The sequence below is a fragment of the Arthrobacter sp. B0316-5-4 genome (assembly GCF_059090325.1).
In genome coordinates this window covers 88,731-103,812 of the sequence record NZ_JBNHFN010000002.1, presented here as the reverse complement: position 1 = coordinate 103,812, position 15,082 = coordinate 88,731, and the positions used below count along the sequence as shown (strand labels likewise).

At 61.4% G+C, this 15,082-nt stretch carries 13 protein-coding genes; 4 read left to right on the top strand and 9 right to left on the bottom strand.

Annotation, left to right across the window (positions count from 1 at the left end; translation table 11 throughout):
* Window positions 1–34: 34 nt before the first annotated feature.
* On the bottom strand, window positions 35–2,062 hold the full coding sequence (locus tag AC5RU9_RS04795; RefSeq protein ID WP_494015536.1) for a CDP-glycerol glycerophosphotransferase family protein: 2,028 nt from the start codon (window positions 2,060–2,062) through the stop codon (window positions 35–37).
* A gap of 219 nt (window positions 2,063–2,281) precedes the next feature.
* Here AC5RU9_RS04795 and AC5RU9_RS04790 point away from each other — a divergent pair, with 219 nt between their 5' ends.
* Window positions 2,282–3,043: a DUF4191 domain-containing protein gene (locus tag AC5RU9_RS04790; protein ID WP_494015535.1), complete on the top strand. Its 762-nt coding sequence runs from the start codon at window positions 2,282–2,284 to the stop codon at window positions 3,041–3,043.
* Between the two features lie 95 nt (window positions 3,044–3,138).
* Here the strand turns inward: AC5RU9_RS04790 and AC5RU9_RS04785 are convergent, their stop codons facing one another.
* The gene (locus AC5RU9_RS04785; RefSeq protein WP_494015534.1) at window positions 3,139–3,576 is read right to left on the bottom strand and encodes an RDD family protein; all 438 of its coding nucleotides are present in this window, start codon (window positions 3,574–3,576) and stop codon (window positions 3,139–3,141) included.
* A 302-nt stretch (window positions 3,577–3,878) separates the two neighbouring features.
* Here AC5RU9_RS04785 and glnA point away from each other — a divergent pair, with 302 nt between their 5' ends.
* On the top strand, window positions 3,879–5,303 hold the full coding sequence (gene glnA, locus AC5RU9_RS04780; RefSeq protein WP_211711292.1) for a type I glutamate--ammonia ligase: 1,425 nt from the start codon (window positions 3,879–3,881) through the stop codon (window positions 5,301–5,303).
* Between the two features lie 503 nt (window positions 5,304–5,806).
* Here glnA and AC5RU9_RS04775 read toward each other — a convergent pair.
* The 5 genes from AC5RU9_RS04775 to AC5RU9_RS04755 form a co-directional block, all read right to left on the bottom strand.
* The gene (locus tag AC5RU9_RS04775) at window positions 5,807–6,352 is read right to left on the bottom strand and encodes a hypothetical protein (protein WP_494015533.1); all 546 of its coding nucleotides are present in this window, start codon (window positions 6,350–6,352) and stop codon (window positions 5,807–5,809) included.
* 317 nt (window positions 6,353–6,669) lie between these two features.
* The gene (locus AC5RU9_RS04770) at window positions 6,670–6,951 is read right to left on the bottom strand and encodes a pyrophosphorylase (protein WP_144653423.1); all 282 of its coding nucleotides are present in this window, start codon (window positions 6,949–6,951) and stop codon (window positions 6,670–6,672) included.
* A 244-nt stretch (window positions 6,952–7,195) separates the two neighbouring features.
* Window positions 7,196–7,546, bottom strand: coding sequence for a hypothetical protein (locus tag AC5RU9_RS04765; RefSeq protein WP_211711294.1), 351 nt, complete (start codon window positions 7,544–7,546; stop codon window positions 7,196–7,198).
* A 587-nt stretch (window positions 7,547–8,133) separates the two neighbouring features.
* Window positions 8,134–8,349, bottom strand: a complete 216-nt coding sequence (locus AC5RU9_RS04760) for an AsnC family protein (protein ID WP_309996531.1) — start codon at window positions 8,347–8,349, stop codon at window positions 8,134–8,136.
* A gap of 55 nt (window positions 8,350–8,404) precedes the next feature.
* On the bottom strand, window positions 8,405–8,974 hold the full coding sequence (locus AC5RU9_RS04755) for a GNAT family N-acetyltransferase (protein WP_494015532.1): 570 nt from the start codon (window positions 8,972–8,974) through the stop codon (window positions 8,405–8,407).
* A gap of 60 nt (window positions 8,975–9,034) precedes the next feature.
* On the opposite strand from AC5RU9_RS04755, the gene AC5RU9_RS04750 reads away from it, so the two are divergent.
* A complete protein-coding gene (locus AC5RU9_RS04750) occupies window positions 9,035–10,531 on the top strand; it encodes an arylsulfatase (protein ID WP_494015531.1) in 1,497 nt (498 codons plus the stop codon).
* 20 nt (window positions 10,532–10,551) lie between these two features.
* Here the strand turns inward: AC5RU9_RS04750 and AC5RU9_RS04745 are convergent, their stop codons facing one another.
* Window positions 10,552–11,250, bottom strand: coding sequence for a helix-turn-helix transcriptional regulator (locus tag AC5RU9_RS04745; protein WP_494015530.1), 699 nt, complete (start codon window positions 11,248–11,250; stop codon window positions 10,552–10,554).
* 73 nt (window positions 11,251–11,323) lie between these two features.
* Here AC5RU9_RS04745 and AC5RU9_RS04740 point away from each other — a divergent pair, with 73 nt between their 5' ends.
* Window positions 11,324–12,049 carry an alpha/beta fold hydrolase gene (locus tag AC5RU9_RS04740; RefSeq protein WP_494015529.1) on the top strand — a complete coding sequence of 242 codons (726 nt, stop codon included), beginning with the start codon at window positions 11,324–11,326 and terminating at the stop codon, window positions 12,047–12,049.
* Between the two features lie 20 nt (window positions 12,050–12,069).
* Here the strand turns inward: AC5RU9_RS04740 and AC5RU9_RS04735 are convergent, their stop codons facing one another.
* Window positions 12,070–15,081, bottom strand: coding sequence for a bifunctional [glutamine synthetase] adenylyltransferase/[glutamine synthetase]-adenylyl-L-tyrosine phosphorylase (locus AC5RU9_RS04735; protein WP_211711299.1), 3,012 nt, complete (start codon window positions 15,079–15,081; stop codon window positions 12,070–12,072).
* Between the last annotated feature and the right edge of the window lies 1 nt (window position 15,082).

Here is a 15,082-nt window from a genome sequence, read left to right as displayed (position 1 = left end):
CTGATGCTCCGTTTGAAGCTATGAATCCTCGACATCAGAGACCAAGCATCCTCTCCACAATTTTCTCGTTTATGCGTTGGGGTTCCACGCCTTCGAAGAAGCGTTCGCGGCGCCGCGTGTACGTGACATCCTCAGCTGCGAAGCGCTCATGGATGATGTGGTCCACGATTCCGGATTGGTCACTGAATACGGGTCCCAGGCCGTCGTCGAGGTAATCAAGGCGGCTCTCATAGGGCTGGTCGCGGAAGAAGTCCGCTGCGTCCCAGTGGTAGTAGGCGATGGGGATTCCTATGAAGGCCGCGTCCAGGGCGGCAGAGCTGTAGTCGGTGATGACCAATTCCGCAGAGCGGATTGCTTCCCTGTAACTCAGGCCGGAATGCACAATGCGCTCGGTGAACCTGAACTGGCCGGCACGCTTTTCCACGTTCGGATGCAGTTTGACGTGCAGGACCCGGTCCGTGTCCGCCAGGAAGGACAACAGTGCCGAGTCGGAGAGAAAGGAGTCGATGGTGCGAAAGTAGCCCGACTGGGCGAAACGCTCCGTGGATGACTGGTGAAGGTTGAAGCGCCAGGTCGGCATGAAAAGGAGGTGCCGCTGCCCTTCGTTTGCCCGCGCCAGGGACTCGTAGCGTGGCAGCCCTGAATTCAGCGTCTCCACGGGGGCAAGCCTGCCCATGTAGTCCGCTTCCATGCGACCCGTAGCCACGAAAACGTCGAAGTATTTGGAAAGCACCCAGTCGGACATGTCATTGAGTTGGATTCCGTGTTGAAGATATACGAACCGTGAGTTCGCAAATGACTTTCCCCGATACCTGATGCTGTAGATCTGCGATGAAACCACCAGGTCCGACACCAGGAACATCTCGTAAAACTCCTTGGTGAAGATCGGGACCAGCTTGAAACCCTTTGCTTCCAGCCGTGGCCAATCGGGCGACTTGGGACTGATCGCGAAGTAGGCGTTGCCGAATTCCGGGTGCTCTCGTGTGAAGTACTCGTACAGGTGCTCGGCGTTGTCGTCCGCTTGTTGGGGCCGATCAAAGAACAGGATGGTTGAGGATGGTCCGATCGGCCGGTTGTAGAAGTTGTAGCTTCCCGGCCTGGCATTTCCGGGACGGAGCCTGCGTTCCAGATATTGCTTCTCGATAGTCAGGATGTCGTCCTGGAACAACAGTTCGTAGAGGTGCAGGGAGGTCCCGGTCCGGTCCTCGTGCTTACCGTTGAAAACCAGGTAGGCGTCCTTGTGGCTCAGTTGCTTGTAGAGCTGCCGGCTTACCAGGGAGTCATCCAGCCAACGAATCCATGCGGCTTCGAACGGTTGAAGCTGCTCCACCATGCCGACGAGCTCGATGAGCTGGAAATCGCGGCTCACGTCCCGGAGATGGCTAAGACTGATCGATGTCGCCTTTTGCCCGCGGATTCCCCTCAGGAACAAGGCAACGTAGCGCAGAAGCTGCAAACGGATTTCTTGGGAATGAAACGGAATAAGCGGAACCAGACGCTGGGCCTCACTTGGTATCTGCAGCCCGGTGGCTGCCTTGGTATCCGAGGCAACCGAGAAGCCAGTCGTAAGGGGTCTGACCTTGGCGATGGACCAATAAAGCCGGTAGCTGATGTACAGGGCCGAACGATCGATGTCCTTGAGCGCTTCAAGTGCATCACCAAGCCGCTTGGTGTTGAACGCAATGCCGAAAACATCGGTGTCGCGGCTGAAGTGGTAGGTGTCATCAATCTTGGTTCCGGCGACATTTTTCGCAATGGCCCCGGTGTACACCACCGGTTCCGCGAGATAGACAGTCCGTGTCCTGAGGTACTCGAACAAAGTCGCCACGTAATTGGCGGAGATGAGATGCGAGGTACGCATAAAGATGACGTACTTGCTCTGTATCTCTGCGCAGAGTCCTGCGATGCTGGCGGTCGTCAAGGGCTCATCGACGTGGCGCACCGCGAAATCGGATTCGAGCCGAAGACGGGCAGCCATGAGGCGTCTATACATCGCGGACTCACGGTCAAGCAGTCCTGTCTCTTCCAGGACAATAGTGAGCAGCGGGGGTGATTCGGGCATCTGATTCCTAGGGGGGTGCTTTCAGCGGCAAAGGCTCGCGAAGTTCAAGTGCGGGACGCCGCAGAATCATGACGTGGAATTCGAAAATCGATAGGCCCAAACAGCGCGGGTCTACCCCGGCACGCCAGTGCAGGGGTAGACCGATCCCCCAAACCTGGCTTCGACAGTTTCGATGCAACGTCCGGGGCCTGCACGGATATCACGTAGAATTGAGGCACTATGGCGAACTCCCCTGATTCCAGCAAATCGACCCCATCGGCCGACGCACCCAAGCGTGGGCTGTTCCAGCGCAAGCCCAAGGAAGCCAAGGCCAAGAAGCCGAGCCAGCTGAAGCAGATCGCTGAAGTCTTTAAGATGACCCGGCGGAATGATCCCCAGGTTGTTTGGATCATGCTGCTGGCGTTCCTTGCCGTCGTCGCGGTTGCCTTCCTCATCGGCTACCTGCTGGAGAACTGGGTTACCGGCCTGATTATTGGCATTCCTTTGGGCCTGCTCGCCGCCGTCTTCATACTTTCGCGCCGCGCCGAGAAGGCAGCGTTTGCGCAGATTGAGAACCAGCCCGGTGCCTCCGGTGCTGCCTTGGGGACGCTGCGCCGCGGCTGGATCACGCAGGATCAGCCGGTTGCGGTCAACCCGCGTACCCAGGACGCCGTTTTCATGGCCATCGGCCGACCCGGTATCGTCTTGGTCAGCGAAGGACCGACCCACCGTGTTAAGCCGTTGGTGGACGCCGAACGCAAGCGCCTTGCACGTATTCTCCCCAACGTCACCATCCGTGTCCTGGAGTCGGGTCGCGGCGAAGGCCAGGTTCCGCTCAACCAGCTGGCCAAGACTATGGGAAAAATGAAGAACGAGCTCACCAAAGTTGAAGTCAACGCAGTCAGCAAGCGGATCAATTCACTGGGTAACCGCCTGCCGATCCCCAAGGGCATCGACCCCTACAAGGCCCGCCCGGACCGCAAGGCCGCTCGCGGCCGCTAGCCCGGCAGGACCCATCCGAACGAAAAAGCGCGCTTCCCCACTGCGGGGAAGCGCGCTTTTCTTTACGTTGTCAAAAACTGTCGACCGCCAGCTGCCTACCTTCTGATGAGGATGGTGTTCATGGCTTTATCGTGAAGTCCGCGTTGGTCCGGGTCGAAGACCACTGCAGGGATGACCAGGCAGAGCAGCAGGGTTCTCACCACCGCGGCCATTGGACCCGCCGGCCCGCCCCCAAGCCGCACTACGTGAATACCCATAATCCTGTGACCGATGCTGTACCCTAGGGTGCCGATCAGAAGAATCTGTTCGATGGCGAAGATGGCGAGCGTAGCCCACTGATTACCGCCGAAAGCGAAGTTGCTGATCACCAGCGCCAAGGTCCAGTCGATCACGATCCCGAAGATGCGGCGCCCGGCACGGGCGATGGAGCCAGGGCCGGACTCGGGTAGGCCGAGTCTTTCGCCTGGATATTTGGAGATGCCGGATGTGTCCGGTCCGCTCAACCACGAACCAATGTCTTTTCGATCTACCACCCATCAAGCTTAACGTCTGGTGCGCGTTGCGCCCGACCGCGACGGGCTGCACAAGCACCTTTCATGTTCGCCCAATGGACCCGCTTGGACCGAACACCGGACAGCCGACTACCGTTTACACAACAGACGATTCTGTAACCTGCCGGAAACAATACTGACACCCCCGGGAAATCCCATCTCCCTAAGGTGGTATGAGTTGCCAGCCACCATGGCAAGGAGTCCTTTTTGTGCCTCCTGCCTTCGGTTTGGGCTGCACCACGCGGCCTTCCGGGCCTGTTACTTGATATGCATAAGGAGCATAGATGTTCAAGACTGCGGACGAAGTCCTCAAGTTCATCAAAGAAGAAGATGTCAAGTTCGTCGATATCCGCTTCACCGACCTTCCTGGTGTCCAGCAGCACTTCAACGTGCCGGCCAAGAGCGTTGACCTCGACTTCTTCGTCAATGGTCAGCTCTTCGACGGATCTTCCATCCGCGGCTTCCAGGGCATCGCTGAGTCCGACATGCAGCTCATCCCGGATGTAACTTCTGCCTTCGTTGACACCTTCCGCATCGAGAAGACGCTCGCGTTGAACTTCTCCATCGTGAACCCGCGCACCGGCGACCCGTACCACCGCGACCCTCGCGGCGTTGCTGAGAAGGCTGAAGCCTACTTGGCCTCCACCGGCATCGCCGACACCGCATTCTTCGCTCCCGAAGCCGAGTTCTTCGTGTTCGACAACATCCAGTACGAGTCCTCCCCCCAAGGCAGCTTCTACAAGATCGACTCCGAGGAAGCACACTGGAACACCGGCCGCAAGGAAGAGGGCGGAAACCTCGGCTACAAGACCCCCGTCAAGGGCGGCTACTTCCCCGTTTCCCCCACCGACAAGCAGGCCGACCTCCGCGACGCCATGTGCGTTGAGCTGGACAAGGCCGGCCTCGAGGTTGAGCGTTCCCACCACGAAGTTGGCTCTGCCGGCCAGGCTGAGATCAACTACAAGTTCACCACGCTGACCGCTGCTGCCGATGACCTGCAGAAGTTCAAGTACGTCATCAAGAACACCGCGGACGCTTGGGGCAAGTCCGTCACGTTCATGCCGAAGCCTGTTTTCGGTGACAACGGCTCTGGCATGCACTGCCACCAGTCGCTGTGGAGCAACGGCGATCCGCTGTTCTACGACGAGAAGGGCTATGCCGGCCTTTCGGACACCGCGCGTTGGTACATCGGCGGCCTGCTGAAGCACTCCTCCGCCGTGCTCGCCTTCACCAACCCGACGGTGAACTCCTACCGCCGCCTGGTCAAGGGCTTCGAAGCTCCCGTGAACATGGTTTACTCGCAGGGCAACCGCTCCGCAGGTATCCGTATCCCGATCACGGGCACCAACCCGAAGGCCAAGCGCATCGAGTTCCGCGCTCCGGACCCGTCCTCCAACCCGTACCTGGCATTCGCTGCCCAACTGATGGCCGGCATCGACGGCATCCGCAACCGCATCGAGCCCCCGGCTCCCATCGACAAGGACCTCTACGAGCTCCCTGCCGAGGAAGCCAAGGACATCCCCAAGGCTCCGGGCTCCCTGGAAGAGGCTCTTGAGGCCCTACGCGAGGACAACGAGTTCCTGCAGGCCGGCGGCGTCTTCACCCAGGACCTCATCGACACTTGGATCGACTACAAGTACGAGAACGAGATTCGACCGCTGTCGTTGCGCCCGAACCCGTACGAGTTCGAGCTCTACTACGGCGTCTAGCTGGATCACGCGGCTGAAGCGGGCATAGTCCGCAGGTAGCCCGCAAGAATCTGAATACAGAAAAGCCGACCCCCAGGTTTCACTACCTCGGGGTCGGCCTTTTTGTGTTCCATGCGTGCTGGTCAGTCCGCGATTTGAGCCGCTCGGCAAGCACACCGGCTACTGCCACCCAGGCTGTTTCTTCCTTGTCGGGCCTATATGTGCCCGTCGGTTAGCTTCCGCTTCGACGTTGGCGGCTACGCATACCGAGTGGCGGATGCCTTTGAGCTGACCTGTCTTGAGGATGGCCGGGATCTGGACGTCGCTGGTCGCTAACTCTTCCACGACCTGCTCGATTGTGAGGAAACGCCGGCTCGGCTTATCGTCCTAAGGCATAAGAAGAACGCTATCAACAGACCGACAGTAAGGACTGAATGGCGGACAGCGGGTGTGGTCGCCTCCTGGAGCTATTGCGTGGGGTCGTCTCGAACGACCAGGCCTTCGTCTCCGGGGAGAACTGTCCCTTATTTACGTTCTGCTTCGTCTTCGTCGTTCAATTCAACCGCGTCGCCCGGTGAACAGGGAGCAACAGCGCCCACATCGTAGTATTCACGTAGCCTGTCAGTATCGAACTCGGCCCGAAGGACAGGGCCTCCCTCTGCGAAGACGGTCGGGTGTGTCGTTGGATTCACGGTGCGTACGGTCATGCCCAGGGATTTCCAATACTCGGCTACGCGTTTGGCGTCTTCAACATGGTTAGTTCCTTGGGGTGCCCAGCGGTCATAGCCATAGCTGGCTCCCTCCTCGCCCGCCCCGAGGGAGCACTCCTGCGCCCACGCGACGCCGTTGCGGGGCCACCAGCCGGTGACGTCGAGCTGTTTGGTGGTGTTGATGACGAGTTCGACCGCCCGGTCCCGCCCTTCTCTGGCGCTGATTGTATTTTCCGATGACGGCTTGTCTGACATTGTCGAGTTGGGACCCTTCTCAGCGCATGCGGTCATTGTCATTCCCATCATGAGCACGGCTGCCCCGGCCGTGAAGATCCTAATTCGAGTCTTAGCCGCTGGCATTCGACATTCCTTCCAATAGGGCCTTTTGCAAATCAGTCGGCCCCAACGGAACATACGGGGTGATCTTTTCAGTTTCCCCTGATTGCCCAGGCTACGTTTTTTAGGGACTCTGTTCGCTCGTCAAAGTAGCCGGCCTGTTCGCTACCGCGCCGGGACGTAACACGCCTTCATCGCGAAGCCGCCCATCCACGTCGCGAGCAACCCTGACCAACGACGTGGCAGCATCATCATCAAACGCTACGGCCAATGCTTACTCCCCCAACGAAAACCCTACGGACTGGCCGGGAAGGGCCGTGAGGCCCTTCCCCCTATGACAACTACGCGCCGCCGCCAGCAGAGAAGATATCCTGCGAAATCTTCTGCAACTGACCACGCAACTGCTCCAACTCCTCCCGCGCCTTATCCAACGCAGCCTTCGTCTCCGGCCACGTCGAACCACGGAACTCAGCAGCCAACGGACCATCCCACACATTCGGATCCGACAACACACGACCCTGCGCATCCAACGCCGAAATCTGATCCGTAAAACCACCAGTAATAATCGACTGCACCTGACCAATAGCAGCCTTGGCCTGCTCAGTAGACAACACACGCGACATAGAAACCCCCAAAAGTGACAATCATAAACCGCCAGCGGCATCACCACCGCGACCGGACATGCCCGACACTATCAACACCCAACCAATACATCCACCAAATGGGGAAATTAACGCCCCCCAGTACGCATGCCTCGTCTGGGTTCGAACCCGCGCGTGCCCCCTGCACGGGGCTTAGCCCCAACACGCAAGAAGGCCAGGGTCAGTCCGAAGCGACTGACCCTGGCCTTCATCGTGCGCGCAGGAACTACTCTGACTTTTCGTGCTCACGTTCGCGGATGTTCCGGGTGATTTCGTCGAGTTTGTCCTTGACGAAACTGGCGGCGTCCGTCAAACCCTTTTCCGCACTGCCGAGCGGGTCCAGCTGCAAATAGACGTGTTTGTCGATGGGCAGGTCGTACTCATCCTTCAGATGCGTACCACCGCCAACGCCATTGAGGGACAGATAAACCAGCGCTTCGGTCCGCGCGATGCCTGCGATCGTCCCGAAGACAACAGTGAAGTCGTTGGGCTGAAAGCTCACGGACTGACCGACGTGACGCCGGTCCAGCTCTCCGGCGGTAATCGCCTTTTCGGTCGGACTTCCGTTGTATTCCATGTACTTCCCCTATGCATCGAGATCAGTGACAGAAGAAGTCTATAAGGTTACTTAGCGTCAGGCATGCCCCCGCGGCGATTCACCCAGGGGATACTTCCCGGCGCTCAGTGTTTGGTAGTGGGTGCTTGCCCTGGTTGCTCGGGGGCTGCACAGTCTGCGCAGAACACCCGATCTGTTTCTTCACCGCAGCACTGGCAGCGATGGAGCAGGGCCGCTGATTCGATCACATAGGCTGTCATAGGGACCATGCTGCCCGCCCACGCCCACCCGGGGCACGAGTAGTGTGTACTCGTTTTTCGTCACCCGGCAGCCGCGACTACTTGGATTGGGCCTACCGGGGGCCCTCGTCACCCGCCGCATTGCCGGCGCGGGGCCCCTCGTTTGCTTCGGCGTCCGCGAACGTGGCGAAACACCGCCGGCAGGCAAAGGTTCCGTCGCGGCCGTGGCGCGATGACCAGTGCGGCCCCGCCTGCTTGCAGCGGAAACAGCTCGCGTTGGAGAAGGCAGTCCCCTCAGGATCCAGCATCACTGTCACGGGAGAAGTCTAGGCGACGCCGCCGGTCCAGGAACAGGCCGCAAAGACCCTCCTACTGCTTTCCGTATTTCTTGTGTACGGCCTGCTTGCTGACGCCCAGGCAAAGGGCGATCGCTTCCCAGGACAACCCCGATTGCCGGGCCGACCGAACCAGCGAGGCCTCAGTGCGGCCTACTTCCTTCTGCAGTTCCGCCACGGCGTAGAGCGCCTCCGCGGGGCCCATTCCGTCCATCGATCCCACAAGCGTTTTCATGCGGTCCACCTCCATGCCATCAACCATAGTTGACGCTTGGCGGCGCCGTCAACCTACATTGACAGCCTGGTCAGCCCAGTTCCCTGTACATGGTCCGCTGCGGACCGGCACTTCCACCCAGATACCGGCCGGTGTCCACGAAGCCTGCTTTGGCATACGCAGCCAACCCTGCAGGGTTGCGTTCATTGACGGAAAGTACGACGCCGACCTGGCCGCCACCCAGCCGCGCCGTCAGCTTTCGGGCCTCTTCCACCGCGGCGCGCGCCGCCATTGAGCCGAGGCCGCGCCCTTGATGCCGGGAGTCGATGAGGAACCCCCTCAGCAACCAGGCCGATTCATCGTCCGCCCAGCCCGCGAGGCTCGCCGCCCCAGCTTGAAGGGTCAGGACTCCCACCGCCTCCCCGCCGGATTCAATAATGTACGGAAACCGCGAATCCTCTTCGAGGCCAATCAGCACCATGCGGAGGGGGTCGCCTACAAAATTTCGCTGGGAGTCATCGACCGCCATCCCGGCCACCGCGCCCAACTGTATGGCCCGGGAGTCGTCGTCGAGCATTTTGAGGGGAATCAACCAGACGTCACCCAACCACTGGTGATCATTATCGATTGAAAGCGCATCCCCAGAGTCACCTTCGAGCATTTCAGCCCTTTCTTCCCTTAGGGTTGTCCCAACAGTGTCCAACGCCGGAGGCATCGCTACGTGAACCAGCCCAACGTCATCCTGATCTGCGTCGATGAGTGGCGGGGCGACTGCCTGTCCTCGGACGGGCACCCCTTCGTGGAAACTCCCCATCTGGACGAGTTGGCCAGGCAGGGCGTCCGCTTCTCCAAAGGCTATTCTGCTACCCCGTCGTGCGTTCCAGCGCGCGCAGCGCTCTTCACGGGACAGTCACAGGAACGGCATGGCCGGGTTGGCTACAACGACGGCGTACCTTTCCATGCAGTCCACCCGGTGACGGTACAGGATGAGTTCCGAAAAGGTGGGTACCACACGCAGGCCATCGGAAAGATGCACGTATGGCCCGAACGTTCCCGGCTCGGTTTCGACGACGTCATCCTTCACGACGGATTCCTCCACCATGCCCGCCGGGAGCACCGACAACACTTCGGCATGTTTGACGATTACGTCCCCTGGCTCCGGAGGCAACCCGGAATGGGCCCGGACGCCGAATACTTCGACCACGGCGTCAACTGCAACTCAATTGTCGCCCGGCCGTGGGACAAGGCAGAGAATCTCCATCCCACGCATTGGATCGGCACCCAGGCCATCGAATGGATGCACCGGCGGGACCCCGTAAAGCCCTTTTTCCTCTACCTTTCGTTCCACCGCCCGCATCCCCCGTACGACCCGCCGTCGTGGGCCTTTGAGCAGTACCTCAACCTTCCTGCCTATGAGGCAGTCAAAGGCAACTGGGAACAGCATTGGGACGAGCACCGCCAGGATGGCGACTACCAGGCCAGCTACGGCAAGGTTCCGGACCACGTCGTGCACCGTGCCCGGGCGGGATATTACGGGCTGATGGCCCAGATCGACCTGCAAATCAATCGGATCAAAGAGTCGCTGGCTGACTTCGAACTGCTGGACAACACCGTTATCGCCTTTACCAGCGACCACGGCGAAATGATGGGCGACCACCACATGTTCCGTAAGGCAGTTCCGTACGAAGGCTCCGCCCGCGTGCCGTTCATCATCGCCGACTCTCCTGCCGTTGAAACCGCAGCGCGGGGAACAGTAGTGGAGCACGTGGTGGAACTCCGGGACATCATGCCCACGCTATTGGACCTCGCCGGGCTGCCGATCCCGGACTCCGTCGATGGAAAGTCGCTTGCGTCGATCGTCCGAGGTGAAAGCACCCTGGCCGTCCGTGACATCCTGCACGGCGAGCACGTCTACTGGGGGCAGAACCTGCACTGGCTCACGGACGGGCACCATAAATACATTTGGGGTTCCGGTCGGGGAACGGAAGAATTGTTCAACCTCGACGCCGATCCCCAGGAGCGCACCAACCTCGCCGAGGAAACTGCCAACCAGGGCGAACTGCAGTTGTGGCGTGAACGCATGGTGGAAACGCTGCGGGACCGCGAAGAAGGCTACGTGGTTAACGGCGAACTCACACCTGGCGCTCCAGTGGTGGCCATGTTGCGGCATGCCAGGGAAAAGGCAGCGGCGGCCATGGCCCAGGCCTCGTCCTACTGACCAGGGAGACTACCTCTGGCTCACTCACTGCGACCGTGCACCGGCCTGGCATTCGCCGGGGGTTCCCCGACCTCCTGGACGGTATGACCGTCGCAGGCCAATTTGGTCACACTGGCCCGCTCGATGCGGGCAACGGTGAACCATCGCATTGCGTTGCGCAGCCGGCACCATCCAACCAGGTACCACTGGCCGTTCGTGCAGGCAAATAGTACGGGTTCGACATCGCGGGTGGTGGTGGTCCCGTCCATCGCGGTGTAGCGAATCCGGAGCACGCGCTGCTCGGCCATTGCCTCTTCCAGCGCCGACCTGATTGCGCGCGAAGGTGAGGGAAGCGCATTCACCCAGACGCGGTGGGCCAGCTCGTCGGCTCTGGCCCGGGTCCTGGGATCAAGGACGTCCATGATTTTCCGGATGCCGGCTGCGGCCAGATCCGCGTAGGGTGCGTCCGATGCGGCGGACACAGCCGCCATCAGCGCCACCGCCTGTGCAGAAGAGAGACTGACAGGTGGCAGGGTGGCACCTGCAGCCAACCCGTAGCCGCCTCCCGGACCAGGGCGGGACCACAGGGGCGCACCGCTGTTCTCCAGCGCATCGAGGTCTCTCTTGACCGTACGAACGGATACCTCAAGCTCTCCTGCCAGCCGTTCGGCGGAGATCCCCCGGCCTCCGCTGCGGCGGAGCATTTCCGACAGGGCGTGGAGTCGTTCGGCTCGTTTCACAGCCCAGGCCCGATCGAATTCATGACATAAATAGTGACATACCCTTGTCCGTGGGGCCTGCGAGAGTTGTTGCATGTCAACAGATACGAGCCGTCCGATCATCCTTATTGCCGGCCACTGGCTGGGCGCCTGGGCGTGGGATGAAGTCCTTGAACACTTGAAAGCCGACCATGCCCGCGCCATCGCGGTGACGCTGCCTGGCCTCGACGCTGATGACCCGGAGCGCACGGCGAGGACTCTCGACGATCAGGCCACAGCGATCCTGGGCGCCATTGGGCACCACGATCAGCCGGTGATCCTGGTCGCTCACAGTGGGGCTAACGCGCCCGTCAGTCTCGTCATTGACCGACACCCGGGGCTTGTCCACCGGGTGGTGTGGGTTGACTCGGGCCCGGTTGCGCCGGGAAGTGTCTTCGCCCCGGACCTCCCGGACGGTTTGGCGGAGCTTCCGCTACCGTCCTTCGACGTCCTGGCACAGCAGGCGAGCCTGGAAGGCCTGAACGCAGAGGTCCTCGAACGCTTCCGGGCACGGGCCGTCCCCGAGCCCGGCCCCGTGCTTCGTCAGCCCGTCAAGCTCACGAACGAGGCCCGTCGCAACGTCCGGACCACCCTGGTGTGCTGTTCGATCCCGGGCGAGCAGGTGCTTGAGCTGGCCCGAGCCGGCCATGCGATGTTTACCGAAGTCGCGGAACTCGAACACCTCGACGTCATCGACCTCCCGACGGGGCACTGGCCCATGTGGAGCCGTCCCCGCGACCTCGCCATGGCCATTCACGCTGCGGCTTCCCAAACCAACTGAACTGCACACACCCTGCAGACCTAGTTGCCGTAGAACCGTCTCTCGAACACTCCCCTGGCACGACGACTGAGCCGCAGATAATCCTCTTCGAACTGACCGGCATTCCCGGGAGCATACCCACACCAGCGCGCTGCCGCCTCCAGATCCTTACGCGAGGACGGGAGGAGGTCTGAAGCCCGGCCAGTCACGATGACATTTGCGGAACGGATGCGGCTGGCCAGCTGCCATGCCTCCCGCAGGAGCGCGGCGTCGTCTTCGTCGATGAAGTCCAGTTTTTCGGCGGCGGCCAGAGCCTCGAGGGTAGAACTGGTCCGCAGTTCCGGGTGCTTCCCGGCGTGCTGAAGCTGAATCAACTGGACCAACCACTCGACGTCGCTCAACCCGCCACGGCCCAGCTTCACATGCCGCGCCGGATCAGCGCCACGGGGCAACCGTTCGGACTCCACACGCGCCTTGACACGGCGAATCTCCCGAACATCCTGCTCGGCGAGTTCCTCGGGGTAACGGATGGGATCGATGAGCTTCACGAAATCGGCGGCGAGTTCATCCGAGCCCGCCATGGGGCGCGCCCGCAACAGCGCCTGGGCTTCCCAGATCAGCGACCATCTGCGGTAGTACTCCGCATAGGAGTCCAGGGAACGCACCATGGCACCGTTCTTGCCTTCGGGCCGGAGGTCGGCGTCCACCATCAGTACTCGTTCTGCCATGATGGCCGGCTTGAGCGGCTGGGTGAGGAAACTCGAGATCTTGGCGACAATCGTCGTCGCCTGTTCCTGGGCCTCGGCATCACTGAAACCGGGGCGGGCGCGGTGGACGTAAATAACATCCGCGTCTGAACCGTAACCGATCTCGCGTCCGCCTTGCCGGCCCATCGCGACCACCAGGACATCAGTCTTCAGCGGACCCTCCGCAGCCACCACCGATTCGGCAACATGCAAAGCACCCAGGACGGCTGCCCGGTCTGTCTCCGCCAGGGCGAGCCCAACGGCGTCCTGGTCCAGCAACCCGGCACTGTCCGCAATGGCGGTCCGCAGGATTTCCCGGCGCCGGATCAGCCTGATGAGTCGCATGGCGCTTTCAGGGTCCGGGTGGCGGGAAAGCTTGGACTGGATTTCCTGCCACTGCGCCTCAAAGCGGATCGGCGCCAGTTCCTTGTCGCTGCCAAGCCACGCCACGGACTCCGGCGACACTTCCAGCAGGTCCGAAATCAACCGGGAGTTGGCCAGGACCTGGCACAACCGCTCGGCGGCTGCTTGGGAATCACGGAGCAACCCCAAGTACCAATGCGTGGTTCCGAGAGTCTCGCTGACACGGCGGAAGGCGAGTAGTCCGGCGTCGGGATCCACACCCTCGGCCAGCCAGCCAAGAAGGATGGGAAGCAGCTGGCGCTGCAGCGCCGCGCGCCGGCTGACTCCTGCCGTGAGTGCCTCGATGTGCCGCATGGCGCCTTGGGGATCCAGGTAACCGAGTGCGGCGAGCCGGCCTTGCGCAGCCTCAGGGCTGAGCCTGGCGTCTTCGCTGCTCAGCTTTGCCGCAGTATTGAGCAGCGGCCGGTAGAAGATCCTCTCGTGCAACTCCCGGACCGATTTCTTGGTCTTCTGCCACGTCCCCATCAGCTGGTCGGGATGCGGGCGCTCAAGCGCGAATGGACCCAGGACTGCCTTGGCAAGGAAGCGCTGGGCGTCTTCGGTGGCCGGCATCAGGTGGGTCCTGCGCAACTGGAACAATTGGATGCGGTGTTCCAGCAGGCGGAGGTACCGGTACGCGTTGTCGAAGGCTGCCGCGTCCGCACGGCCGATGTACCCACCGGCGGATAGCGCGGCTATGGCGGAGGTGGTGTCCCTGCATCGCAGGGATTCATCGGACTTGCCATGGACCAGCTGCAACAGCTGCACGGTGAATTCGACGTCCCGAAGTCCGCCACGTCCCAGCTTGATCTGGCGCTGTTCTTCGGCCGCGGGAATATAGTCGGTCACCCGGCGGCGCATGGCCTGCACGGATTCAACAAAGCCCTCACGGCCTGCAGAGGACCACACCAGGGGCTCCACTGCCTTCTCGTAACGCTGGCCAAGCTCCCGGTCCCCGGCAATGGTGCGGGCCTTCAGGAGTGCCTGGAACTCCCAGCTTTCGGCCCAACGTGCGTAGTAGCTCAAGTGCGATGGCAGCGTGCGGACCAAGGGCCCTGACTTGCCTTCGGGCCGCAGGTTGGCATCGACTTCCCACAGCCCCGGCTCGGGGGCGGACGACCAGATGGCCCTGGAAATCCCTGACGCCAGGGCCGTACCGATGGTTGAGGCACGCGCGTCATCGAGTTCCCCGGATTCGACGACGTAAATGACGTCGACGTCGGAAATGTAGTTCAGCTCGCGCGCACCGCATTTACCCATGCCGATGACCGCGAGTCCGACGTCGGCAATCTCCTCGGGGTCATACTGGCCTGCCGCTTCGGCACGGGACACCGCCAGGGCCGCTTCGATCGCGGCACCGGCGAGGTCCGCCAGCTCGGCACCGACAGAGGGCATGAAGTCCTGTGGCGAGGCGGCGCAAAGGTCCTTGATGGCAAGCTCTGTCAGTCCCCGCCGGTAGGCCGTGCGCAAAGCGGCGTAAGCCGGCATCCCGGTGATCCCGGCAATAGGACGCTGGGCACCGGGTTCGGCTTTCACCGAGCGCAGAAGCAGAGTCCGGAGATCTTCGCTGGAGGCCTGAAGTGGCTCTGGACTGATGCGGACATCGAAAACGTCCAGGTGCTCCGGCCGTCGGATGAGGAACTCCCCCAGCGCTTCGGAGGCACCCAGCAGCCGGTACATAGGCTCGCTGGCATCCGGGTCTGCTGCAGCCAGCTTCTTCAGTCCGGGATTCTTCTCGATAAGCCGGACCAGTGTTTGGAGTGCCGTATCCGGGCTGGCCGCCATGGAAAGCCCGACGAAAAGCGCGTCCTCGTCGATACCCTCAAGTTCAGGGGCAGCGAGGAAGCGTTCGCCCTTTTCGAGATCACTGAATCCGGCTGAGATGAGCCGACGTGCGAGGCTCATG